Annotated in this window: 27 protein-coding genes, 2 tRNA genes and 1 pseudogene; 6 read left to right on the top strand and 24 right to left on the bottom strand. The window is 37.3% G+C overall.

What is annotated here, in order from left to right:
• Positions 1 to 176: 176 nt before the first annotated feature.
• The 3 genes from rpsA to ACVRZH_RS03645 form a co-directional block, all read right to left on the bottom strand.
• Positions 177 to 1,382, bottom strand: a complete 1,206-nt coding sequence (gene rpsA / locus ACVRZH_RS03655) for a 30S ribosomal protein S1 (RefSeq protein WP_447453968.1) — start codon at positions 1,380 to 1,382, stop codon at positions 177 to 179.
• Between the two features lie 126 nt (positions 1,383 to 1,508).
• Positions 1,509 to 1,580, bottom strand: a tRNA-Gln gene (locus ACVRZH_RS03650).
• Positions 1,581 to 1,589: 9 nt separating this feature from the next.
• Positions 1,590 to 1,670 (bottom strand) — tRNA-Tyr (locus ACVRZH_RS03645).
• A 550-nt stretch (positions 1,671 to 2,220) separates the two neighbouring features.
• Here ACVRZH_RS03645 and nrdH point away from each other — a divergent pair.
• From nrdH to nrdF, 4 genes are all read left to right on the top strand, one after another.
• Positions 2,221 to 2,445 carry a glutaredoxin-like protein NrdH gene (gene nrdH / locus ACVRZH_RS03640; RefSeq protein ID WP_447453967.1) on the top strand — a complete coding sequence of 75 codons (225 nt, stop codon included), beginning with the start codon at positions 2,221 to 2,223 and terminating at the stop codon, positions 2,443 to 2,445.
• A gap of 3 nt (positions 2,446 to 2,448) precedes the next feature.
• Positions 2,449 to 2,808: a class Ib ribonucleoside-diphosphate reductase assembly flavoprotein NrdI gene (nrdI, locus tag ACVRZH_RS03635; protein ID WP_447453966.1), complete on the top strand. Its 360-nt coding sequence runs from the start codon at positions 2,449 to 2,451 to the stop codon at positions 2,806 to 2,808.
• A complete protein-coding gene (nrdE, locus tag ACVRZH_RS03630; protein ID WP_447453965.1) occupies positions 2,798 to 4,957 on the top strand; it encodes a class 1b ribonucleoside-diphosphate reductase subunit alpha in 2,160 nt (719 codons plus the stop codon). The genes nrdI and nrdE overlap by 11 nt, the downstream gene beginning before the upstream one ends.
• A 117-nt stretch (positions 4,958 to 5,074) precedes the next feature.
• Positions 5,075 to 6,037 (top strand): class 1b ribonucleoside-diphosphate reductase subunit beta, encoded by a 963-nt coding sequence (nrdF, locus tag ACVRZH_RS03625; RefSeq protein WP_447453964.1) that lies wholly within the window; start codon positions 5,075 to 5,077, stop codon positions 6,035 to 6,037.
• A 56-nt stretch (positions 6,038 to 6,093) separates the two neighbouring features.
• On the opposite strand, the gene ACVRZH_RS03620 is transcribed toward nrdF, so the two are convergent.
• From ACVRZH_RS03620 to ACVRZH_RS03605, 4 genes are read right to left on the bottom strand one after another with little or no spacing between them, the layout of a single operon-like run.
• A complete protein-coding gene (locus ACVRZH_RS03620; protein WP_447453963.1) occupies positions 6,094 to 6,864 on the bottom strand; it encodes a DUF3169 family protein in 771 nt (256 codons plus the stop codon).
• On the bottom strand, positions 6,861 to 7,079 hold the full coding sequence (locus ACVRZH_RS03615) for a helix-turn-helix transcriptional regulator (RefSeq protein ID WP_447453962.1): 219 nt from the start codon (positions 7,077 to 7,079) through the stop codon (positions 6,861 to 6,863). Before ACVRZH_RS03615 ends, ACVRZH_RS03620 begins: the two co-directional genes overlap by 4 nt.
• A 36-nt stretch (positions 7,080 to 7,115) precedes the next feature.
• A complete protein-coding gene (locus ACVRZH_RS03610) occupies positions 7,116 to 7,310 on the bottom strand; it encodes a hypothetical protein (protein ID WP_447453961.1) in 195 nt (64 codons plus the stop codon).
• Positions 7,311 to 7,339: 29 nt separating this feature from the next.
• Positions 7,340 to 7,645: a hypothetical protein gene (locus tag ACVRZH_RS03605; RefSeq protein WP_447453960.1), complete on the bottom strand. Its 306-nt coding sequence runs from the start codon at positions 7,643 to 7,645 to the stop codon at positions 7,340 to 7,342.
• 80 nt (positions 7,646 to 7,725) lie between these two features.
• Here ACVRZH_RS03605 and ACVRZH_RS03600 point away from each other — a divergent pair, with 80 nt between their 5' ends.
• Entirely contained in the window at positions 7,726 to 7,929 is a 204-nt protein-coding gene (locus ACVRZH_RS03600) for a hypothetical protein (RefSeq protein ID WP_447453959.1), read from the top strand.
• Here the strand turns inward: ACVRZH_RS03600 and ACVRZH_RS03595 are convergent.
• The 3 genes from ACVRZH_RS03595 to ACVRZH_RS03585 all read right to left on the bottom strand — a co-directional run bounded on the left by ACVRZH_RS03595 (position 7,921) and on the right by ACVRZH_RS03585 (position 9,401).
• A complete protein-coding gene (locus ACVRZH_RS03595) occupies positions 7,921 to 8,460 on the bottom strand; it encodes a DUF2812 domain-containing protein (protein WP_447453958.1) in 540 nt (179 codons plus the stop codon). The genes ACVRZH_RS03600 and ACVRZH_RS03595 overlap by 9 nt on opposite strands.
• 145 nt (positions 8,461 to 8,605) lie before the next feature.
• Positions 8,606 to 9,034, bottom strand: a complete 429-nt coding sequence (locus tag ACVRZH_RS03590) for an RNHCP domain-containing protein (protein ID WP_447453957.1) — start codon at positions 9,032 to 9,034, stop codon at positions 8,606 to 8,608.
• Positions 9,027 to 9,401 (bottom strand): RNHCP domain-containing protein, encoded by a 375-nt coding sequence (locus ACVRZH_RS03585; RefSeq protein ID WP_447453956.1) that lies wholly within the window; start codon positions 9,399 to 9,401, stop codon positions 9,027 to 9,029. Before ACVRZH_RS03585 ends, ACVRZH_RS03590 begins: the two co-directional genes overlap by 8 nt.
• Positions 9,402 to 9,530: 129 nt before the next feature.
• Between ACVRZH_RS03585 and ACVRZH_RS03580 the strand changes: the two are divergent.
• Positions 9,531 to 9,771, top strand: a pseudogene (locus ACVRZH_RS03580) (tyrosine-type recombinase/integrase); the annotation flags it as partial.
• Positions 9,772 to 9,859: 88 nt separating this feature from the next.
• On the opposite strand, the gene hbs reads toward ACVRZH_RS03580, so the two are convergent.
• The 14 genes from hbs to ACVRZH_RS03510 all read right to left on the bottom strand — a co-directional run bounded on the left by hbs (position 9,860) and on the right by ACVRZH_RS03510 (position 23,855).
• On the bottom strand, positions 9,860 to 10,135 hold the full coding sequence (hbs, locus tag ACVRZH_RS03575) for a non-specific DNA-binding protein Hbs (RefSeq protein WP_447453955.1): 276 nt from the start codon (positions 10,133 to 10,135) through the stop codon (positions 9,860 to 9,862).
• Between the two features lie 167 nt (positions 10,136 to 10,302).
• The gene (locus tag ACVRZH_RS03570) at positions 10,303 to 10,908 is read right to left on the bottom strand and encodes a YpmS family protein (RefSeq protein ID WP_447453954.1); all 606 of its coding nucleotides are present in this window, start codon (positions 10,906 to 10,908) and stop codon (positions 10,303 to 10,305) included.
• Positions 10,886 to 11,719: an SGNH/GDSL hydrolase family protein gene (locus ACVRZH_RS03565; RefSeq protein ID WP_447453953.1), complete on the bottom strand. Its 834-nt coding sequence runs from the start codon at positions 11,717 to 11,719 to the stop codon at positions 10,886 to 10,888. The genes ACVRZH_RS03570 and ACVRZH_RS03565 overlap by 23 nt, the downstream gene beginning before the upstream one ends.
• Complete coding sequence (gene fakB, locus ACVRZH_RS03560; RefSeq protein WP_447453952.1) at positions 11,712 to 12,551, bottom strand: fatty acid kinase binding subunit FakB; 840 nt, start codon at positions 12,549 to 12,551, stop codon at positions 11,712 to 11,714. The genes ACVRZH_RS03565 and fakB overlap by 8 nt, the downstream gene beginning before the upstream one ends.
• A 285-nt stretch (positions 12,552 to 12,836) precedes the next feature.
• Positions 12,837 to 14,495 (bottom strand): DNA repair protein RecN, encoded by a 1,659-nt coding sequence (gene recN / locus ACVRZH_RS03555; RefSeq protein ID WP_447453951.1) that lies wholly within the window; start codon positions 14,493 to 14,495, stop codon positions 12,837 to 12,839.
• 12 nt (positions 14,496 to 14,507) lie between these two features.
• A complete protein-coding gene (locus ACVRZH_RS03550; protein ID WP_447453950.1) occupies positions 14,508 to 14,975 on the bottom strand; it encodes an arginine repressor in 468 nt (155 codons plus the stop codon).
• Positions 14,972 to 15,790 (bottom strand): TlyA family RNA methyltransferase, encoded by an 819-nt coding sequence (locus tag ACVRZH_RS03545; protein ID WP_447453949.1) that lies wholly within the window; start codon positions 15,788 to 15,790, stop codon positions 14,972 to 14,974. Before ACVRZH_RS03545 ends, ACVRZH_RS03550 begins: the two co-directional genes overlap by 4 nt.
• Positions 15,783 to 16,652: a polyprenyl synthetase family protein gene (locus ACVRZH_RS03540; RefSeq protein ID WP_447453948.1), complete on the bottom strand. Its 870-nt coding sequence runs from the start codon at positions 16,650 to 16,652 to the stop codon at positions 15,783 to 15,785. The genes ACVRZH_RS03545 and ACVRZH_RS03540 overlap by 8 nt, the downstream gene beginning before the upstream one ends.
• Positions 16,653 to 16,655: 3 nt before the next feature.
• Positions 16,656 to 16,865, bottom strand: a complete 210-nt coding sequence (locus ACVRZH_RS03535) for an exodeoxyribonuclease VII small subunit (RefSeq protein WP_447453947.1) — start codon at positions 16,863 to 16,865, stop codon at positions 16,656 to 16,658.
• Complete coding sequence (gene xseA, locus ACVRZH_RS03530; protein WP_447453946.1) at positions 16,846 to 18,183, bottom strand: exodeoxyribonuclease VII large subunit; 1,338 nt, start codon at positions 18,181 to 18,183, stop codon at positions 16,846 to 16,848. Before xseA ends, ACVRZH_RS03535 begins: the two co-directional genes overlap by 20 nt.
• A 172-nt stretch (positions 18,184 to 18,355) precedes the next feature.
• On the bottom strand, positions 18,356 to 19,447 hold the full coding sequence (locus ACVRZH_RS03525) for a GBS Bsp-like repeat-containing protein (RefSeq protein WP_447453945.1): 1,092 nt from the start codon (positions 19,445 to 19,447) through the stop codon (positions 18,356 to 18,358).
• A gap of 59 nt (positions 19,448 to 19,506) precedes the next feature.
• Positions 19,507 to 20,937, bottom strand: a complete 1,431-nt coding sequence (locus ACVRZH_RS03520; RefSeq protein ID WP_447453944.1) for a hypothetical protein — start codon at positions 20,935 to 20,937, stop codon at positions 19,507 to 19,509.
• A gap of 1 nt (position 20,938) precedes the next feature.
• A complete protein-coding gene (locus tag ACVRZH_RS03515; protein ID WP_447453943.1) occupies positions 20,939 to 22,939 on the bottom strand; it encodes a DUF7657 domain-containing protein in 2,001 nt (666 codons plus the stop codon).
• On the bottom strand, positions 22,908 to 23,855 hold the full coding sequence (locus ACVRZH_RS03510; RefSeq protein WP_447453942.1) for a glycosyltransferase family 2 protein: 948 nt from the start codon (positions 23,853 to 23,855) through the stop codon (positions 22,908 to 22,910). The genes ACVRZH_RS03515 and ACVRZH_RS03510 overlap by 32 nt, the downstream gene beginning before the upstream one ends.
• Positions 23,856 to 23,860: the final 5 nt, after the last annotated feature.

The following is a 23,860-nucleotide window of genomic DNA, read 5'->3' as shown; positions in this document are numbered from 1 at the left end:
TTCCGAAACTTTGACAACTTTAAAAGAAGGATTTTGATTGCCTTGAACATCAAAAAGGAGAGAACCAATCTGATTCTCTCCAGATGTTAGCTTTTCATCTACCCACTACAGTTGACAAAGAGCCGATTAATACAACATGAGAAAAAGGCTAGGACACATCCTAACCTTTCCATTTATTATAATTCAATATCTCCAAACAAATCAGCCATTGAGAAGCCAGTTTGTGTTTCTGGAAGTTCATAGTCACGCTTCACTTCACGTTTTTGACGACGTGGACGTGATTGACGTTTTTCTTCTTTATTTTCACCTTCTGGTTGAGCTGGACGTTCTTCAAGTGCTTTAATTGAAAGTGATACACGCTCATCTGATGAGTTCACTTCAAGTACTTTAACAGTTACATCTTGGCCAGCAGATAAAACATCTTTTGGATTTTCAACACGTTTGTGTGAAATTTGTGAAATGTGAACAAGTCCATCAATTCCTGGAAGAACTTCTACGAAAGCACCGAAGTCTGTCAAGCGTTTCACTTTACCTTCAATAACATCACCTGCAGCAAGTTTTTGTTCAACACCATCCCATGGACCAGGCGTAGTTGCTTTAAGAGAAAGTGATACACGTCCTTCAGTTTCATCGATAGCAAGAACTTTAACTTCTACCTCTTCACCAACAGTAACAACTGATTTTGGTGATACATTGCGCTCATGTGATAATTCAGTAACGTGAACAAGACCGTCAACACCACCAAGATCAATAAAGGCACCAAAGTTTGTCAAACGAGCAACTTTACCAGTTACTACTGAACCTTCTGAAATTTTTGAGAAAACTTCTTTACGTGCTTCAGCTGCAGACTCTTCTACAACTTCACGACGTGACAAGATGAAACGATTTTCAGCAGCATCAACCTCTTTGATTTTAGCATCAAATTCTTGACCAACGAATTTTTCAGTGTTACGTACAAAACGTGAATCTAGCATAGATGCTGGAATGAATCCACGTAAACCTTCAAACTCAACTGACAAACCACCTTTAACAGCTTTAGTTCCTTTAACAGAAACAACTTCACCTTCGCGACCGATAAGTTTGTCCCATGCTTTGCGAGCTTCCAAGCGTTTTTTAGATACTAGGAAAGTTACTGTATCAGTATCTTTACCTACAACCTGACGAAGAACAAGTACTTCTACTGTTTCACCAGCTTTAACAAGATCGTTAATATCAGCATCGCGATCGTTAGTCAACTCACGAAGTGTCAAGACACCTTCAACACCTGTACCATTGATAACAAGGTTAGCCTGACCATTGTCAACTGTTAATACTTCAGCAGTAACAACATCACCAGGGTTCACATCGCTAACACTGTTTAGCAAATCTTCAAATTCATTCATTCTAAAAAATCCTCCAACAAAAGCTAGCAACGCTAGCTTTGACAACAATATATTTTTTCAAGGTAACCCGCAACGACAACAACAATATTTATCTTTGACGGTATAAGGTAAAACCCGATACCATGACTGGGGTAGCTGGATTCGAACCAACGCATGAGGGAGTCAAAGTCCCTTGCCTTACCGCTTGGCTATACCCCAATATTAACATGGAAAGAGAGGGATTCGAACCCCCGAACCCGAAGGAGCGGATTTACAGTCCGCCGCGTTTAGCCTCTTCGCTATCTTTCCATAACAACAGAGACTAGTCTATCATAAATACTTGGTGAATGCAAGTCTTTTAAACTATTTTTTAAATTATTTTGTAACTTTATGGCTGTAATTGATATAACACTATATAGAGGATGCAACTGACTAAATTGTTTTTAAAAATCTCATAATCAACCCACCAGCTAAAAAGAATTACTATTACTAATAGATGTATGCCTCCAAGCTGATAGTTAACAAACCAAACTTGGAGCAGCTCACCACATCATTGTTTTGCATAATATAATTCATATTAATTTTCTAAGTTAGAAAATTAAATAATAACCAAATCACTCAAATCAATAACAAAAAAAAGTTGAAACTAGAAGGGAAATCCTTGAAAATAAAGACTGTCTAAACAAAGACCTATCATCGTCTTGAAAATACCACTTAACACTATATATTGTGTTTCAGAACAACAAAAACTCTATATTTTGTGTTTTTGATGAGTTTTTTAGCTTGCTTTTTTAGATGTTCTGGGGTATTCTATTATGGTATCCTTCTTAAGAAAGGAAATACTCTTAGGAGAACGAAAATGTCAAAAATTACAATTTATTCTAAAAATAACTGCATGCAATGTAAAATGACCAAAAAATTTTTAGAGCAACATGGTGCTGATTTCGAAGAAATCAATATTGATGAACAGCAAGATAAAGTGGCTTATGTGAAAGGACTAGGTTTTACTTCTGCTCCTGTGATTGAAGCTGGTGATGTTGTTTTTTCTGGATTTCAACCTGCAAAACTCAAAGATCTTATCTAACTGATGTTAGTTGTCTTTTTTAGTTTAACCGGTCAAACTAGACGCTTAGCCAAAAAACTAGCTCCCTATACAGTTCTCGAAGTAAAACGACAGGCTGACTTTCCGACTATTGACCAACCCTTTGTTTTTATCAGTCCTACTTATGAAGCAGGGATTGAATTCTTAGATGATTTCTTAACAATCAATCACTCTAATTTAAGAGGGATTGTGGGTTCTGGGAACCGTAATTTTGGTCCTGATTTTTGCCATACGGCTAAACGATTGGCTCATACCTATAAGGTGCCCCTACTCCATACCCTTGAATTTAGTGGAACACCCGAAGATGTAGAATATATAAAAGGAATATTAGAACATGACTCTTAAAAATCTTGGCGACGTTTCTTATTTTCGCCTCAACAACGAAATCAATCGTCCTGTAAATGGTCAAATCCCTTTGCATAAGGACAAAGAAGCTCTTGATGCTTTCTTTAAAGAAAATGTCGAACCTAACACAATGGCTTTTGATACCATCACAGATAAAATCAATTACCTTCTGGAGCATGACTATCTCGAGAAAGCTTTTATTAGCAAATACAAACCTGAATTTATTGAATACTTATCACAACGTCTCACAGATAGCCATTTTAAATTCAAATCATTTATGGCGGCCTACAAATTCTATCAACAGTATGCCTTAAAAACTAATGACGGAGATTATTATTTAGAGAGCATTGAAGACAGAGTCTTGTTTAATGCTTTATATTTCGCCGACGGTGATGAGCAACTAGCTGAAGATATGGCTATGGAAATGATTAACCAACGTTACCAACCTGCAACACCAAGTTTCTTAAATGCTGGTCGTAGCCGTCGTGGTGAATTGGTATCGTGTTTCCTTATCCAAATGACAGATGATATGAATTCTATCGGACGTTCTATCAATTCAGCCTTGCAATTGTCACGTATCGGTGGTGGTGTTGGTATCTCTTTGAGTAACTTGCGTGAAGCCGGTGCTCCAATCAAGGGCTTTGTTGGAGCTGCTTCTGGTGTCGTGCCTGTTATGAAACTATTCGAAGACAGTTTCTCTTACTCAAACCAACTTGGTCAAAGACAAGGTGCTGGTGTGGTTTACTTGGACGTTTTCCACCCAGATATCATGCACTTCCTATCAACGAAAAAAGAAAATGCTGATGAAAAAATCCGTGTTAAAACTTTGTCGCTTGGAGTAACTGTACCTGATAAATTCTACGAATTGGTTCGTAACAATGATGACATGTATCTCTTTAGCCCATATAGCATTGAGAAAGAATATGGTGTCCCATATAACTACATCAACATTACTGAAAAATACGATGAGTTAGTAGCTAATCCAAATATCACCAAGACAAAAATCAAAGCACGTGATTTGGAAACTGAAATCTCAAAACTACAACAAGAATCTGGCTATCCTTATATCATCAATATTGATACAGCTAATAAGAGCTCTGCCATTGACGGACGTATCGTTATGAGTAACCTCTGCTCTGAGATTCTTCAAGTTCAACAACCTAGTCACATCAACGATTCACAAGAGTATCTCCAATTGGGTACAGATATTTCATGTAACCTTGGTTCAACTAACGTTGTCAATATGATGACCTCATCTGATTTTGGGCGTTCTATCCGTGCTATGACACGCGCTCTCACCTTTGTCACTGACAACTCATCTATCGATGCCGTTCCAACTATTAAAAACGGTAATAGTCAGGCACACACGATCGGGCTTGGTGCCATGGGCTTGCACACCTACCTCGCCCAACACCACATGCACTACGGTAGTCCTGAGTCCATTGAATTTACAGATATTTACTTTATGCTCATGAATTACTGGACATTGGTTGAGTCCAATAATCTCGCCCGTGAACGTGGTGAAAGCTTCACCCATTTTGAGAAATCAAAATACGCAGATGGCACTTACTTTGATAAGTACATCACTGGTCAATTCGTTCCAAAATCTGAACGCATCAAAGAATTGTTCAAAGACCACTTCATTCCACAAGCTAGTGATTGGGAGGCCCTACGTGATGCGGTGATGGCAGACGGTCTTTACCACCAAAACCGCCTTGCTGTCGCACCAAATGGCTCTATCTCATACATCAACGATGTATCGGCTTCTATCCACCCTATTACACAACGTATCGAAGAACGCCAGGAGAAAAAAATCGGTAAGATTTACTACCCTGCTGCCGGTCTGACAACTGATACCATCCCTTACTACACTTCTGCTTATGACATGGATATGCGTAAGGTGATTGATGTCTATGCTGCTGCAACAGAGCACGTTGACCAAGGGCTCTCAATGACACTCTTCATGCGTAGTGATATTCCTTCAGGTTTGTACGAATGGAAAACAGAAAGCAAGCAAACCACTCGTGACCTCTCTATCCTTCGTAACTATGCCTTCAACAAAGGTGTCAAATCCATTTACTACGTCCGTACCTTTACCGATGACGGTGATGAAGTTGGCTCAAACCAATGTGAAAGCTGTGTGATTTAAGATAAACACTTTGAGAGTCAGAAAAGCAACCTATCTTTTCTACTCTCTTTTTCTGCAAGGATATCAGAAAATGTGGTACAATAAGAAACATATTAAACACAATAGAAAGAAATCATCATGACAACATATTATAATGCGATTAACTGGAATGAAATTGAAGATGCCGTTGATAAGTCAACTTGGGAAAAGTTAACCGAACAATTTTGGCTTGATACACGTATTCCCCTATCAAACGACCTTGATGACTGGCGTAAGCTTTCTGCTATCGAGAAAGACCTGGTGGGGAAAGTCTTTGGGGGTCTAACCCTACTCGACACTGTCCAATCTGAAAGCGGTATGTCTCAATTAAAGAAAGATGTCCGCACCCCTCACGAAGAAGCTGTGCTAAACAATATCGAATTCATGGAATCTGTTCATGCCAAATCGTATTCATCTATCTTCTCAACGCTAAACACTAAATCAGAGATTGAAGAGATTTTTGCTTGGACAAATAGCAATCCCTACCTTCAAAATAAGGCAAAGATTGTCAATGAAATCTATAAAAATGGTACGCCACTTGAAAAGAAAGTTGCTTCAGTCTTCCTAGAAACCTTCCTGTTCTACTCTGGTTTTTTCACGCCACTGTATTATCTTGGAAATAACAAACTGCCAAACGTTGCTGAAATCATCAAATTGATTATCCGTGACGAGTCTGTTCATGGCACTTATATCGGCTACAAATTCCAACTCGGTTTCAACGAATTGGATGACAAAGAGCAAGACAAACTCCGTGATTGGATGTATGACCTGCTCTTTAACCTCTATGAAAATGAAGAAAAATACACCAGAGACCTTTATGATGCTGTTGGTTGGACAGATGAGGTCATGACCTTCTTGCGTTACAACGCTAATAAGGCACTCATGAACCTTGGGCAAGACCCACTCTTCCCAGATACTGCCAACGACGTTAACCCAATCGTCATGAACGGTATCTCAACAGGAACAAGTAACCACGACTTCTTCTCACAAGTCGGGAACGGTTATCTCCTAGGTACTGTTGAAGCTATGCAAGATGATGATTACCTCATCGGACTGAACTAATCCTACAGAAAACCCCGCTTGATATCACCAAGTGGGGTTTTAGCTATTTGCTGAGATTATTTGTAGAAATCTTTGACCATCTTAAATTGCATTAGCATGATATAGGAATAGATGATTGTTGTGATGAGCAAGGCTAACACATCAGCTTCTCCTGTAATGAATGACCAGAACATAAGAAAAAGATAGATAGAAGGTAAAACGATATTGGTTAAGTTTAAAACAATATCATAAGATATCTTGTAATTAGCTTGTAATTCAGCTTCATCAAGTTCTAAGGCATTATTCTTGAGTTCTTTAAAGGTTGGAACTAGAGGCGTCTTGGCACCTTTGATCTTATTATGCCACTTCATAATGTCAATCTGTAAACCAGTACCAACAAAAATGGCGAGAAGAGGAAAAATTGAAAAAGTCATCTCAAAAAAGTCAGTTTCTCCTACCACTTTAAACCCAAATACCAAGGATGACATGGCAAATACAAGTCCTAAACCTGATAATATCAAGGCATAGGAATGATACTTTCCTATACGACGATACAACCCATCACTTGTCTCATCATCATTAGAGATTTGATAGCTCTTATACAGACGCCTCACATGGTACATGAAGTAAACAGTCATCACAAAGGTTAGTATCGTCAACCCTAGAAAAACAAGCTCTAATTTTTCCTCTAAAGCAAATGACTGGATATCAAGAGTAATCCGGTCAATATCCAAATAACCCATCGTAGCACCTAATAAACCACCAATGACGGCTCCAACAATAGCTCCAGAACCAAATAACTTAATCAGCCTAACTGCGGTCGAATCATTTTTGTTAACAAATCTCATACGCCTTCTCCTTCCTCTAAGCGAAAGACCTGTTCCACAGGTTCTTTAAAAATACGGGCAATCTTTAACGCGATTAAAATCGATGGCAGATACTCACCACGCTCAATCAAACTAATGGTTTGCCTAGATACTTCTGCTAGTTTAGCGAGTTCCATCTGATTGAGACTATCTCTAGCCCGTAATTCTTTCAGACGATTTTTGACAATGTAAACCATATACTCCTCCCTAAATGATTGCTTTTTCAGCCAAAGCTATTTTCGACATCTACTGGTTAAACAAACGGAAGAAAGAGCTAATAGCATCACTAGCATACTACTCTTATCTACTAGTGGTCTATGATTGACCAAATTCAAAACCAAGAGACCGATACTAACAGCAATAGCAAGATAACTAACAGCACGTGCAACATGGCGTCCTGTGATGACAAGTTGTTTTTTATTTGACATGATTTTACTCCTTTTTCAAATACTAGAAATTAAACTGGTCTGATTTCCTTGATGTTCTCAATACGAACAAGGCGTGTCTCCACCTTGCCTTTTTCAGTGGTTTTTCGGATTTTTAGCCATTCATCATCAGCTGCTAAAACATCATAAGTTTCTGTTGTGCTGAAGATACCTTCATCTATAATACATTGTTGACCGACTAATTCTTTTATAAGTTGTGACATTTGTTCTTCACCTCTACTTCCATTTTCTAGTTTTTTTACATGCTTCTTTAAACGTGTTATTTCCGACATTGCTATTATTGCAAGTACGAACCCCATTACAGCCCAAAATGCCATATACTCCTCCTTATTAGCGATTAACGATTTCTATTATGATAATAATTCTTCAATCACCTTCCCTTTGTATACGTTTTCTTATGATTGATTATATTGTAACACTTCTTTTTATTTTTGACAAGTATCATTGTCAAAAAACATACGATTTTTTTCAAAAAGATGATGATAATGGTCATCAAAAAGGGGCGAGGGGCAACATCATGACTGATGTTATCACCTCGTCCCTAAGGGGTAGTTCTATTGGATATGCAATGACTGCTCTTTTATCAGAAGGATTACGTTAAATCTGATTTAAGCTCCTTATACCGTTTATAGAGTTTAAAAGGATTTTGAAAAGAAGAGTAAACCACAAAGATACTAGTTATCAATAGTAAGAACCAGAACACCCGCAATGAAACCTTTCGGTCATTTAAACTATTCAATGATGACAAAATGGATACCAGAGGAAGTAGCATTGGCACTAGCATTTGGCGATAGCCTTGTTTCATCGCTTTAAGTAAAGCTGCTTTTTCTTCTTGACTACGTTCGCTGATAATAGGTTCGGTACGGTAATAATAAGCCCAGTTATACTGTCTTGTGATATAAATCAAGTCTTGACCTAGCAGACGATGGATAAAAGCTTGTTGCTCTGCGTAAGACAATGTGGGGTTAACATAAGCTATGCGGTAGTAATAGACATTTTCTGTCTGTTCAAAGACATATTTGTTATTGGCAAGGCGACTTAACCTTAGTCCCTTTTGCCCCTGTTCATTCAACCATTCTTCCATGTTAAACACATCAAAACCTACAAAGTATTTTTTTAGAATCACTTCCATAGACATAACTCCTCTCATTTCTCTCAAGTCTATCTCTAGTAAAGCACATGCAAAACTGAACAAAAGCCATTACCCTAAATGGCTGATTTTTAACCGTGAATGGTTAAAAAGTGTGGTATCTTATCATACCACACTCTAACTCTAATTATAATTTATTAATATGCTCCATGCTAGTAATCATCTTGCTCAAGCGCCCTTGTTGCAATATATTAGGATCACTTAAGGGTTTCATCGCTAAAGCCATGAGTTTCATAGGACTATCGTCCCCACCTGTGACATTAGAGCCTAATTTGCCACATTGCACACAGCGGTGAATAATCGCCCAATCGCCGTTATTTCGTACCCAAACACCTATAGCCTCCATACGACCTCCACAAGTTGCTGCGCGATCACCAGGTGTTTCATCAAGGTGCTTACTTGATAAACAGTTGGGACAATGATTACGGTGATTTGTCCCTGCACCTTCAGGTGTCACCCAAAAGCCACAATAGCTGCACTCAAAAGGATCTAGTGCTGGATGCTTTTTAAAGTAATTCTTTTCATATTTCTGACGTTTCTTTTCTCGTTTACTCATTGTAGTACCCCGACATATCTCCTTGACCACCTAGCATTGTCATCATCATTTCCATTTTATCCAGAGGGAAAGGCGGAGCTGCCAAAGGCTCAGCAATCACCGACATCAACTTGACTGGATTGTCCTGATCTTGTAGGGGGGTTGTCTGCAATTCACCACAAAAATAACAGCGCTGAATCACTTCTGATGGTTGGTCATCGCGTACCCAAACGCTGATAGGAACCATACGCCCACCACATTGATAGCCTTCATGATCATAGTCATGGATACTATGTAAACATTTGGGGCAATGGTCAAAGATACCATTTTCCTCATCATTTTTAGGTGTCCAACGGCAGACGGGACACTGATACAAATACTCTTCCATCTTGATTAATCATCCTATTTCTTTAGTGACTAACTGCCTCTTTATAGCAAGCTAGCTCTTTTTATAGTATAGCCCATTTTACAAGTAAGTCAAGCATTTTTCTAATCATAATACTAAGTATAAGGGGAGAAAAATGGTGTGTTAATGCAAATCAATTTCTTTAACCTAACACTAAAACAATCAAGGAACAGCTAGAAAAACTAGCCCCTAAACCTGACTGCTTATGTGTCGCCTTGCAGAAAACAGAGTCCTATTAAAAGCTATCATGGACCGAGTAGGTCATGCGGATGCAAAGACCACAACACAAATCTACACCCATGTTACCAAAAAACTGAAGGCAAATGTGGCTGAAATCATGGAAAACTATTGATTTTATGCCCCAAAAATGCCCCAAAACATAGAAAAAAGCCCATCAGACAAGCTAGAAAGCTTGATATGATGGGCTTTTAACATGATTATTATTTTACAGCGTCTTTAAGAGCTTTACCAGCTTTAAATGCTGGAACGTTAGAAGCTGCAATTGTGATTTCTTTACCAGTTTGTGGGTTACGACCTTTACGTGCTGCACGCTCACGAACTTCAAAGTTACCAAAGCCGATAAGTTGAACTTTCTCACCTTTAGAAAGGTAATCAGTGATTGCAGCAAATACTGCATCTACAGCTGCTGATGAATCTTTTTTCGTTAATTCAGTAGCTTCTGCTACCTTTGCAATCAAATCTTGTTTGTTAGCCATGTAACAATTCCTCCAATAAATTTGTGAGCCTTAGCTCCAACATGTTATATCATATCTAATTTTTCTTATTTGGTCAAGTGTTTAAACCACTTTACAGCTGTTTTCCTCGAATAAATAACAAATTTCTCATGATATCTTATAAAGTCAATAATTGACCATTTTTTTGTTTATTTTAAGTCTTTTTTCTTATAGATATCAAAGGTGATATTGTCGTTGATTAAGTCCAAACTGGTTGCTTCCAAATAAATGCCAGCTTCATTTGTTAGGTCTTGTAAGTTGATGATAATACTTCTATCCTTTGGTACAACTTTGACAATCTTCGGTAAGTCATAGCTCTTCTTTATAAAAACAAGAACATCCTTTTCTGGTAAAGGTAGGGTACCTGCTGATAAAGAGGTCAGTTTGAGTTGTACTGCGCCATTTTCAAGACGGTACGGTTCGAAATACACATAGAGCGGTACATCATAACCAAGTAAATTATATTTTCCTTCAAACAAAATCGTCGTAGATGCAGCATAAAGCTTGTAAGTCATTTCTTTTGACTGATAAGGCTTTAGATAAGTGGCTACTGTTTCATTTAATAACGCTTTGTTAGTGACAAAACTACCTATTTTTATCGCTTTTTTATCGGGTGCCTTAATTTGCTCTGTCTCAGGCTCTCTGACCTCAATCAGACGACTCGCTAAAACTGCTACAAATGCCATATTTATGGCTAAAAGAAGTAAGAACAACCACTTCCAAAGACTTTTCTTACCATTGTTTCTTTGTTTCACGAATGACCTCCATTACTGCATTACTCATTATTTGATAACCAATATTATTAGGGTGGAAATGATCTTCTGAGAATAGGGCATTATTGACAACCGTCGTCTGCTCTCCTACGGTTTGTACAATGCCTTCTTCACCATCTATCCCCTTGTAAAGTAAATCATTTATTGGAACAAAATAGACACGCTCATACTCCTTTGTAATCGCTTCTGTTGACTTATTCCAATTGTCAATAACTAGTTGCATATCAGTTAATTCTGGAAAATTCAGATAAAACGGATTATAGATACCAACAATGTAAATAGGTAAATTAGGATTATCAGTTCTAGCTTTCTCAATAATCTTTCTAAGACGCTCTTGGTAAGACAAAGAAGCCTTTGAAAAAGCAGCTAAATTCAAATCGCTTAAATTCTTTCTGATCACTGCCATCACATCATTGCCACCAACAGTTATTGTTAACAAATCAGCTTTAGCTAGAGCTTTTTTGATATTTTTATCGTTTGACATCCGTTTTAAAATTTGATTACTAGTATTGCCTCCAACACCAAAATTTTGACTAGTAACTTGATAGCCATACTCTTGGGTTAACTGTTGAGATAAGAGAGGAATATACCCCCCTTGATTAGTCGTATCACCAATACCTTCTGTTAATGAGTCACCAAGTGCAACATATGAGAAAGCCTTTGGCTCATTTTTAAGAAAATCTTTTTTGGTCAATAAGCTATCTGACTTTGGTATCAAAACCATGAACACAGCAAAAAAGATGATGAAACAAAACGTGAAAAAAACAAGACTTTTTAAAACTGACTTAAGCATAGCGCACCATTACCGCAAAGGCACCTTCACCAATATGTGTTTGAATAATTGAACCTGTCTCAAGAACTGTGATGGAAACATTAACAAAAGCTTGTAAGTGTTCCCTTAATTCGTTGGCATACGCTGAATCTCCTGAATAAGAAATAGCAACATCTCTGACATTAGATGCTTCTAAATGCTCTTTAAAACTATCCAACCACTTGGTAAACGTTTTTTGACCACGGCCTTTCACAATAGGATGTAGTTTGGCATCTGTCATCTGCATGATAACCTTGATATTTAATAAGCTACTTAATAAACCAGAGACACGACCTATACGTCCTCCTTTAATCAAATTTTCCAGCGTTGAAACGCCTAAATAAAGTTCTGTTTTTTCTTTAATGAGCAACAAGGTATCTAAAATATGGTCAAGAGACTGCCCATCTTGAGCTAATTTAGCAGCTTCAAGTACCTGAAATCCCATAGCTTGATCTGTAAAGCCTGAATCAACAACGTGAACATTAGCTCCAGATAGAAGAGCACCTTGTCTAGCAGCCTCTACTGTCCCAGATAAAGAATGACTAATATGAATGGAGAGAATCGTCTCTGCACCTTTAGCCATTAAATCCTGATAAACTTCGGCAAATAAACCAACTGGTGGTTGGCTGGTCTTTGGTAAAGACTTTCCTGCCTGCATCAATGCTAAAAATTGCCCCTCTTCCTTGAGATCATTATCTGAATAAATAACTCCGTCAATCATGACAGATAGTGGAACAACAGTAATATCTAATGCTTTTAATAATTGTGGTTCAATAGTCACCGACGAATCTGTTACAATTTTTATCTTACTCATCATTCTATCCCCTCTTTCTATCACAAAGGTATTAGAATTATTATACCATAATTTCGAAAACCTTTTTTCACTGTCATCAAATAATACTTATTATCTGTACACGATTTACGCATATATGTTATAACATATATTGTTTCGTGTTAACAATTACTTAGAAGGAATTATGGAATACTTAACTTGTCTAGTAAAAAAGCTAGGATTTTCCCAGCTTCTTTGTGACTTTATTCCAACCATATCACCGAAGTTGCTATGTTAGATACATTCAAGTGTATGATTTGTAAGCTATTAGCGTTTTAGCAAGGCTTTTGCTTGAGTTCTTGCAGCATCTGTAACATCACTACCAGCAAGCATTTTAGCAATTTCTTCAACCCTTTCCTCTTCAGTTAACAAGCGAACTGTGGAGACTGTTTTTTGTTCATTGCTTTGTTTTTCAATAAAAAATTGGTAATCTGCAATAGCAATCACTTGAGGCAAATGAGAAATCGCTAAAACCTGACCATGAGAGCCAATCTTATGTATTTTTTGAGCGATAGCCTGTGCCACTCGACCAGAAACTCCTGTATCAACTTCATCAAAGACAATACTTGTCTTATTATCCCGTTTGGCAAAGGCTGATTTAATGGCCAACATCAAGCGAGATAATTCACCGCCACTAGCTACCTTTGTAAGTGGTTTAAAGCTTTCTCCAGGATTAGTCGAAATATAAAACTCAATTATCTCATTGCCCTCACGATTGAATTTACCTTTGTCAAAATGCACTTGAAAACGTGCCTTATCCATGTAGAGGTCCTTCAACTCCATTTTGATATCTTCTTCAAGGTTGAGGGCTAGGCGATGCCTTTCTTGACTGAGAAGACTAGCATTCTCAATCAGTTGCTTTTCTAATAATTTGAGTTCTTTTTCTAAATCATCTGTTGATTTATCGCTCCCTGATAGAAGATGATATTCCCTACTAATATTATCAAAATAATGCAAGACTTCATTAACACTGCCGCCATACTTACGAGTAATAGTATTGATAACGTCTAATCGCATATCAATCTGATAAAGCAAGTCTGCATCAAAGTCCAACTGATCAATCACATCTCCCAATCGCTTAGTCACTTCCTCTAAAGTATAATAAGAGTCCGATAGTGACTGAGACAAACTTTTGTAGTCATCGTCATATTCTTCAATACTTTGTAAATCATTCATAGCCGAACGTACATTGGACAGGCTTGAAAACTCTTCATTATCTAGCATGACAAAAGCATTGGTCAATGTATCAGCGATATGCTTGTGATTCATCAATTTATCTCGCTTCCCTAACAAAATCTGATCTTCATCGGGTTTTAAGTCAGCAGCTTCAATTTCAGCCAACTGAAAAGCTAACATCTCGATTCTGGCTTTATGTTCCTGCTCATTTTTTTGTTTGGTTAAGACTTGTTGACGAAGCTGACGATAAGACTCAAACGTTGTTCTATAGATGTTTTTCATCTCCCAAAAAGCCTCATCTCCAAAGGCATCCAACATAGAAATGTGTTTTTGAGGTCTCATCAATTCTTCTTGATCATGTTGCCCATGAATATCAACTAGGTAATGCCCAATCGCTTTTAAGGTTGTTAAATTAACCATCTGACCATTCACACGACTTACTGAACGACCATTTTGAAAAATGTCGCGACGAATAATTAGCTCGTCTGAGGGATCAATCCCATTGTCAATCAGTAAACTGTCTAAAGCTGGATTAGACACCAATGAAAACAGTCCCTCAATCTCAGCTTTTGTGCTACCGTGTCTGATGACATCTGTACTAGCACGACTTCCTAACATCATATTCATCGCATCAATGATTATGGACTTACCAGCCCCTGTTTCACCTGTCAGAACAGTCATACCATTCTCAAAATGCAAGGTGATTTCTTCAATGATGGCAAAATTTTTAATCGAAATCTCAAGTAACATAAAACTCCTAACCTACGAGGTAAGCCAAGTGGTAAGCTCACGTCTTATCTCCAAAGCCGCTTCTCTTGATAAAGCAATGATTAAGACACTATCATCATCAGCAATAACAGACATTATGTGTGTAGGAAAAATCTCTAAAAGCGTCCTTTTTACAAACTTACCATTGCCAGGAACCAGTGATAAAGACAACATAGTAGGGACTTCATCATTTTCAGGCGATAGGTGCCTAACAACATCTTTAACTCCAATGGGCTGACTTTCTGGCTTAGCTTCTTTATCCTCTGGTAACGAATACATATAACTGCCGTCTTTCAAAGGAATCTTTACAATGCCGAGTTCATTCATATCTCTTGAAATCGTGGCTTGTGTCATAAGTAGTCCTGATGCTTCTTCCAACTTTGCCAATAAGTCATTTTGTCTTGTAATCTTATGATTAGTAATAATGGTTTTTATTAACTCAATTCGTTCGCTTTTTCTCATTTTTCTTTAAACTCCTCATGAGCTTGTATGACTAAATCGTGAATCAGGTTGGCAATATGATTCTCTTGAGGTTGTACTTTTTGCAAATGGGCTAAAAATTCAATATTACCTTGTCCACCCTGTATCGGTGAATAAGACAAACCAAGCACACTAAAGCCATTTTCTACTGCCATAGCCAGCACATCCTTCAAGACTCCCTCATGAACTGACTTGTCTTTGATAATACCATTTTTACCAATAAACTCTCGACCCGCTTCAAACTGGGGCTTAATGAGAGCAACAACATGCCCCTCATCTTCTAACACTTGGTATAGACTTGGTAAAATTAAACCAAGTGATATGAAACTCACATCAATAGAGGCAAATTGAGGTCTTGGTGTCGCAAAATCCGCCGGTTCTGCATATCGGAAATTATACTGTTCCATACTCTGAACACGACTATCCTGCCTCAATTTCCAAACTAACTGATTCGTACCGACATCAACGGCATAAACATGACTGGCACCACTTTGTAGCATGACATCTGTAAAACCTCCCGTTGACGCACCAATATCAAGAGTTGTTAAACCCTCGACAGAAATATCAAAGACAGCTAAGGCTTTTTCTAACTTGAGACCACCTCGACTAACATATTTGAGCTTTTCACCCTTTAATTTCAATTCAGTACTGTCATCAATTTTTTCACCAGGTTTATCAAAGCGTTCTCCATTGATAAGCGAGACTACCAAACCTGCCATAACACCACGTTTGGCTTGCTCACGTGTCTCAAATAAACCTTGTTTAAAGGCAAGTACATCTACTCTTTCTTTAGGCATCTAAGTCTAACCTTTCTATTATTTCAAGAATAAAGGAAGCATCAAACGTATCACTTTCTGATAGCTGCTTTAAAATAAGACGAGCTTGGCTTAGGGTATCCTTTAAGAAAGCTTTTGAGCTCTCCAATCCCATCAGGCTTGGATAAGTTGCTTTTTCAGCAAGGAGATCTTTTTGTGGGGTTTTGCCAAGTTCTTCAAAACTAGCAGTCACATCTAAGATATCATCGCGGACTTGGAAGGCTAAACCAACCAATTCACCAACTTCCCTCAAGCAAGTGATGACCTTTTCTGAACAACCATTGACAATGCCAGCAGCAATAAAAGGAAAGGTCAAAAGTTTTCCAGTCTTGTTAGCATGGATACGTCGCAAATCCTCCAAAGACAAGTCTTGTTCCTCGCCTTTCATATCTAATAGTTGACCTCCAACCATGCCAAAAGTACCAGAAGCTTCTGACAATGCCTTCATTAGCGCAACTTTAGTCGTCGCTGGTAAATCAATATCTGCTAATAGTCCAAATGGATCCAAAAAGAGACTATCTCCTGCTAAAATAGCCGTAGCTTCATCAAATTTTTTGTGGTTGGTTAACTGACCGCGACGGTAATCATCATTATCCATGGCAGGTAAGTCATCATGAATAAGACTACCTGTATGAATCATCTCAACACTAGCTGCCACTTGATAGTCAACCTGCTCAATCTGCTTACCAAAGCCTTTGAGAATGGCTAAAAACATAAGAGGACGAATTCCCTTGCCACCAGCATTGATTGAATAAGTGATGGCTTCAATTAAGTCCTCTGAGACAGGAGTCTTTTTGTAAAAGTCTAAAATAGCTTGTGTAACCTGTTGACGTTCGTTTTCCAAGAGTTATTCCATTTCCTTTTCTGTTCCATCAGCTTGCATAACCTTCAATAAGGTCTTTTCAGCTTTCATTAAGGTCTTTTGCAAACCTTTTGACAAAGCCATCCCTTTTTGAAATTCTGAAATCGCTTCTTCCAAAGGGACATCCCCATTTTCAAGACGAGCCACAATGCTCTCTAGTTCCTTTAATTCTTCTTCAAATGTTTTTGTTGACATTTTTTACCTCCACATCAACCTGACCATCCTGTAATTCAACCGTCAGCCTATCTCCAATAACCATAGATGAGACACTATCAATAATCTTGTTGTCTTGCTTAACAAGCGCATAGCCCCTTGACATAATCCGAGTGGTATCAAGGGAAATCAAGGCCTGTTGTGCCTGTTCAAATCGCTTCTGGTGACGGTCAAACTGTTGTTTGATTTGCGATACCAAAAAGCGCTCGAGACTTTCTAATTGTTCTTGACTATGACGAACCTTAGATAAGATATCCAAGCCCAACAAACGTTGGTGTAATAGATGAACCTTTTGTCCACATTCAGTAAACTGTAGGCGTGACAAGTTTTGTAAGTGCAGAGTTGTTTTGTCCAACCTTTGCAAGTACGAATCATATAGACGCTCTGGTTGTCTAAAAATGACCGACTGATTAAGCTTGGCAAGACGTTCCTGACCAAGTGAGAGACGCCGTTGAGCCGCTTGTGTAAGCCGGTGTTGTCTCTCTCTTAAAAAAGCTAAGACATCAGCTTTTGTCACAGGGGTTGCTAATTCTGCAGCTGCTGTTGGTGTTGCTGCACGCGCATCAGCGACAAAATCTGCAAGAGTGGTATCTGTCTCATGACCGACACTAGAAATAACAGGTAGGCGTGACTCAAAAATAGCCTGAACAACGACTTCCTCATTAAAAGCCCACAAATCCTCAATGGAACCTCCGCCTCGACCAACAATCAATAAATCAAGGTCATCTCTCTCATTGGCACGTGTGATATTGCGAGCTACCTCCTGAGCCGCCCCTTCCCCTTGAACCTTTGTCGGATAAAGGATGATGTTTACACCTGGAAAACGTCGCGAAACCGTCGTCAAAATATCTTTGATAACAGCACCACTGGGACTAGTCACCACACCGATATTAGTGACAAATTGGGGTAGTTCTTGCTTATGTTTGGCATCAAAATAGCCCTGTTCCGTTAGTTTTCGACGCAGTTGTTCAAATTGCAAAGCCAAGGCACCTATTCCATCCGGCTCTGCTTTCTCAATGATAATAGAATAAGAGCCACCTGGTTCATAAAGTTGAATACGCCCAACGACATTCAACTTCATGCCTTCTTCTATTTCAAATGGAAGTGACTTGAAAACACCTGCCCACATGGTTGCTTGAATCACAGCTTTATCATCTTTGAGGGAAAAATACTGATGGGTGGGGCGTTTTCTAAAATTGGAAACCTGACCAGTCAAATACACCCGCTCTAAGTACGGATCACGCTCAAATTTCAACTTCAAATAGTGGGTCAAATGAGAAACACTTAGGTACTTTGACATGAGTTGCCTTTCTTTGTAAACAGTAATTCTATTATATCAAAAAAAGCCTCATCTTGCCCTTATTTTATGATTGCCAAATCATCATTTGTCAGATAATAAGGAACCTAATCTAAGAAGCAACTGTCATGGATAGTTCAAATCCTCCTGCTTATCTTCTAAATGATAGAATAGTCTATTCATTAGGATAGATATAATACACATCACCACCCCAGAACACATGGTTAGGGTCAAACCAACCACGATAGTCTGCAAGCGACAGTTGACCACCATAGTTAGATTCGGTCACCCTAATCTCTTGATTACTGCGTACATCTGTCACATAGGCGACGTGACCATAAACCACACCATCAATTAACCCCTCATGGGGCCAAACAACCACTGCTCCAACTCTCGCCTCTTTTCCTACGCTAAATCCTCTAGCTAGCGCACTTTCACCCCAATCACGTGCATTTCCCCAGTCATTACCAACCCAAGTCGCTTGCTCCTTTACACCCCAAGTGCATTGCCCAATAGGATAGGTGTTAGGAGACAAGGTCACTGGCTGATTATGGTTAACTAGCTTTTGTTCCACTTGAAAGCCATCTGTTGTAAGTAAGCCTATTCGTTTGCCATCTCTAGTTTCACCATATACATGCACCTGATACTGTCCACTATCACGATGCGCTGCCAAGTCCAAAGACAGGTGGTAATGTCCCTTTTCCAAAGGCTCTGCCTTATACCAGAAAATATCATCTTGCCCATTAACATCCGACCATGTAGGTAAGTAGATGCTCACGATTTCATCTGCCACATTACTAATATCTATTTTATAATGCCCCCTATCTGATGGTTCTATTTTATAGTGGGGTAATCCCAAACTTTCAATTCTAGCAGTATGAACTAGCCTCAGAGTATCTTTATCCTTGTGAAAGGTTTGAAGATGGTAGGTTCCTTTTTCAGGTGTCTGAAAAGTCGCTTCAGCAAAAGTATCAAACGGTTGATATGGTTGCCATAATAAATCATCTTGTCCATTCTGTTCAGACCAAATAGCTGTCACAAGCTCCCCTGAATCAAATGCCCCATCTATCACCAAACGCCCCCGATGACTCAACTGTTCCACACGAGGCAACAAACTAGATGACCTATGCTTAGATACATCATAGAGTAACTCGTCAGTATCATTCCTCATCAAATGAGGCCCTTCCTTAGCCAATACCCCCGTAGGACCTGCTAATAAAGTCCCCAAAATAAGACAAGTATACAAAGATGAACGCCATTTTATCATCAAAAAATCCCCTTTTCAAATATCATAGTCACACCTATAACATTCGAAAAAGGGGAGGATTAAGGGACAATCTCATTATTATAAATCAGAGCATTATCTGACTGAAGATGAATTGGTTTAAACAACCATTCCTCATCACTAGGTGCAGTTACCCTGTTAACAAGGGGAGATTCAAAATAATTACCATATACTTCAGCATAGCCTACACTACTAGAATGTTGGCCAATTGTTGCACTGTGGGCAATAACTTGACCATTAGCATGTCTAAAGGGAAGAAATCTATTATTCATAATAAAAATATTATGTGACAGTATCTCTGTAGGATTATTTGCAACATAATCTTTATCTATTTTTTTTATTAAATTAGCATCCCATTCTTTATGAATACTAGAAGCATCTAATTGAATCGCCTCAGAGTAAACATTATGGCTCGTTATATCCCCTAACATATTGATATCTCTCAGTTCAGGAGCATAGCCAATAAAACTATTACGATTAAAGATGACATTTTGGACACCACCTAAATCAAAAACATGACTAGACTTTTCATGAACCATTGTAAAAGTATTATCAAAAATATTCCAATTATAACCATGATTCGCCATTAAAATAAATTGATTACCATTTTGTAAATCAGAAGCTGTTATAGTTAAATTAGCCATAACAAAATTAGATAATCCATCCGTTGCTTCTGGACCCGTTGCCAAACCAAACCACCTTGCAGAACCAATAACCTCTAAAATAGTTTCCTGACCTACTAACTCTAAATTAGAGGATAATAGTAAATAATCCTTATCGGGCATTTTACTACCAATCTTGTAACGCCCTTTCGGAAATTTTAGGATTGTATAAGCATAATTTTTAGATCTTTCTATAGCATTTTGAATAACCTTATTATTATCAGATGGTGATGCTTCTTGTTTTAGACTTAATTCCTCAATATAAATTAAGTCTTCAAACGTTAATTTTGTTACTATACCACTAAGCTTATAGTTAATAGTGTAATACTCCTTACCATCAAGTATTTCCACACTTAAAACTTCTCCCTCTTCCCCTTCAGAACCACCAGTTAAATAACCAACAACTTGGCCTATTTTAAACTTAGTAATCATATGATTAATAAATTTCTCTTCAATATCTGTTATCGTTTTATCTAAAAAAGTGACATCATAAAAAAACTCTGTTTTACCATCCTTACTTCTTTGGCTGACTCTTTTGACAGTTCCCACCTGATTTTCAAGGTTAAATTTCTTAGATATCTTACTATTTAATATAACGTGTTCCTTGACAGAAAACTTTTCTTTAGCTTCAGAACTGTTATGATATGAAAAAATGGATGTCATAACTTTTGAAGGACTCTGTGAAGTTTCTTGGCTTAATAAAAAAATATAAACGATGATTAGTAAAAATAATAAAGTAAGTAAACTTAATATAAATTTTAATTCACCTTTTTTTCGTCGCTCACGTCTTTGACGTCTTGTTTCCTTCAATTTACTCACCTTTTCCTAATTCAAGAATAATATTACCATCCTGATCAGGACCATATATCAAACTGAAATAATCAACATAGTTATAATAATTGTTTTCCTGGGTTAATACATACTTTATTCCTAGTTCAGCTAAATGGCTTGGAGGAAGTTTCAATTCTAAAACATCAGGAGCTGGATTAGACATCTCAACTGTTTCTACCGGATTAGAAGTAACTTTGATATGAGAATACCTATTCCAAAATATTTCATCTTCTTTAAGTGAACTAATTTTAGACATCATCTTAAAGTCAGGATAAAATCTGACACTATTTAAGGTTTTCACACCTAGCATTTGTGGATAATTATACAGATTTCCATCTGATACCCAAACTGCTTGCGCATCTCTAGCTTGGATTGACTGAATCATCTGAGATAACCTTTTAGAATATATCGTATCCAACCCTTTTACTAATGGGTTAATGGTCATACCAGATAAAAAGATTAATAAGGACATGAGAAGTACAAAACTTTTCTTAAATTTATAGATTACAGAAATCAACACTAGGAGAATAGCTAACAAGGATAGTAAGATCATTTTTTTTCCAACGTACACCACCATATCAGCGTTTGACATAGAAATAAAAGATAGGAAGCTTACAATGATCAGTATCATTATCATATAGAATTTATTATATTTTAATGACTGTTTCCATAGGATATCAATATACCATATACTCATAAAAACAGATATCACAGATAAAGCTTGCCATGCTCTAGAACTCGTTACAAAGCTAAATAAAGTGACCCTTGAAATAAATTCAGGAATACTAATAAATGTGTAAAAAAATAGTAATAAGGCATAAGCTAAAATTAACAGAGCTAGCTTATTTTTTTCAAAATTTAATCTTTTCCAATTAAACGGTAGTGTCAGATAGATAAAAGGTAATATATTAAGACTATTAGATAATTCAACTTGATTGAGATAATGAGGTACACTGAATGCCAAAAATGGTGACAAAACAATATCCGACAATCTATTTAGAGGTAGGTCTCCACCAATAGAAATCCTATGACCAGGATAAATGGTATTTAATGTCGCACTTATCGCTTCGTGGCTTTCATATAGACTATAACCAATTATTCCAAAAGACAATAACAATGACATAGAAATCAACACAACATCATGTTTCCGGAATCTCTTCTGCTTGATATAATCCCATAAAAAAACGATGAAAGCAAAAAGGATAAAATACGCGAAAGGTACTTGGAAAGCCGGATAAATAACAAGAACAAATCCTATTAGAGAAGAAGTGAGTATAGCAGCTAGTAACAACTTCTGAGTAATCTTAGTACTACAAAAATAATGGTACATCGAAACAACTATAGCCAAAGTATAAAAAACAATATCTCCTAAATGCTGCATAAACCACCATTGAATCGATGGTGTAAAGGTTATCCAAAAGGCTCCTAAAGCCGATAGATATTTATTTTTTTGTGTCAATATCAATGAAAACTCATAAGCCAATAATAGCATTACTATGAGTTTAAAAGACCAATACCAAGAAAGACCTTTCTCCGATCCAAGAAATAAAAAGCCCCAATTAAATGGTTTTCCAATAACTGAAATATGCTTTACAGGGGCATTATAAGCTACAATCATATTCTGTCCAGACATTCCATAGCGATCGTTTATCAAAGGAAAATCTTGACTAACTTGAGAAAGATAGAATGGGGTTTGCACAAGCCATTCATCTGTTCTTATCATTTTTGGAGTACCCAAAATCACGCTATCTGAACTTTCTGATGATGTTCCCCATTGCCACACGTATGACAAAAGATTAAATTGACCATTATCAGATGAAATACTAGGAACCATCTCTTGTTTTCCATCTGTAAATTCTCTCACACCAAAATTTGACCAATTATTAATCGAGCTACCATGAAAACTAAAACAGACACTAAAGATGAAAACAAAGATGGCGATAACATATCTAAATTTGAGAATCTGATCGATTATTTTCATAGAACTCATAAACCTTCAATTCATATTGCATTCTATTTTGTCGCACCACTGTATCTAAAATAACGCCAGCAACAAAAGATAAAACTGATAGAATCATTAGTCCTGTCGCCAAAACTGCGGAAGGAATTTTTGAAATCAAACCAGTCCTCGCAAATTCTGATAAAACAGGAACTCCAAATAAAAGACCAAACAGAAAAAATACGATTGATACTAGGCTAAAAAAAATCAAAGGTTTGTAATCTTTAAACAAGTTAAAAATCATTCTCAAAACTTTAAAACCATCTGAGAATGTACTCAGTTTAGATTCACTACCTAGTGGTCTATCTTGATAAGTAATTGGCACTTCTACCAATTTAAATCGTTTATCTAATGAGTGGATTGAAAGTTCTGTTTCAATTTCAAATCCTGGTGATAAAACCGGAAATGTTTTAACAAATAAACGATTAAACCCTCTATAACCTGTCATAATATCATTGTAATGACCCTTATAAAGTTTATTAATTAAACCTTTCACTAAATTATTTCCAAAATTGTGAAATCCACGTTTATTCTCTTTTGAATATGTTCCATTAGATAATCGATCTCCGATAGTCATATCTGCCAAATTAGCTCTAAGTGGCTCCAATAATTTATGAACCTCATTAGCTGGATAGGTATCATCTGCATCAGCCATAATATAATAATCAGCATCAATCTCTCTAAACATGGTTCGCACAACATTACCCTTACCTTGTCGAGGTTCGAATCTTACAATAGCACCAGCCTGTTTTGCCAATAAATTCGTATTGTCTTTCGAATTATTATCATAAACATAGATGTCAGCATGTGGCAGTTCCCTTCTAAAATCTTCAATGACCTTCACAATGGTAATTTCTTCATTATAAGCTGGCAATAAAACCGCAATTTTTTCTTTCATTAATT

Source organism: Streptococcus fryi (assembly GCF_053206505.1).
This window is presented reverse-complemented; position numbering and strand designations above follow the sequence as displayed.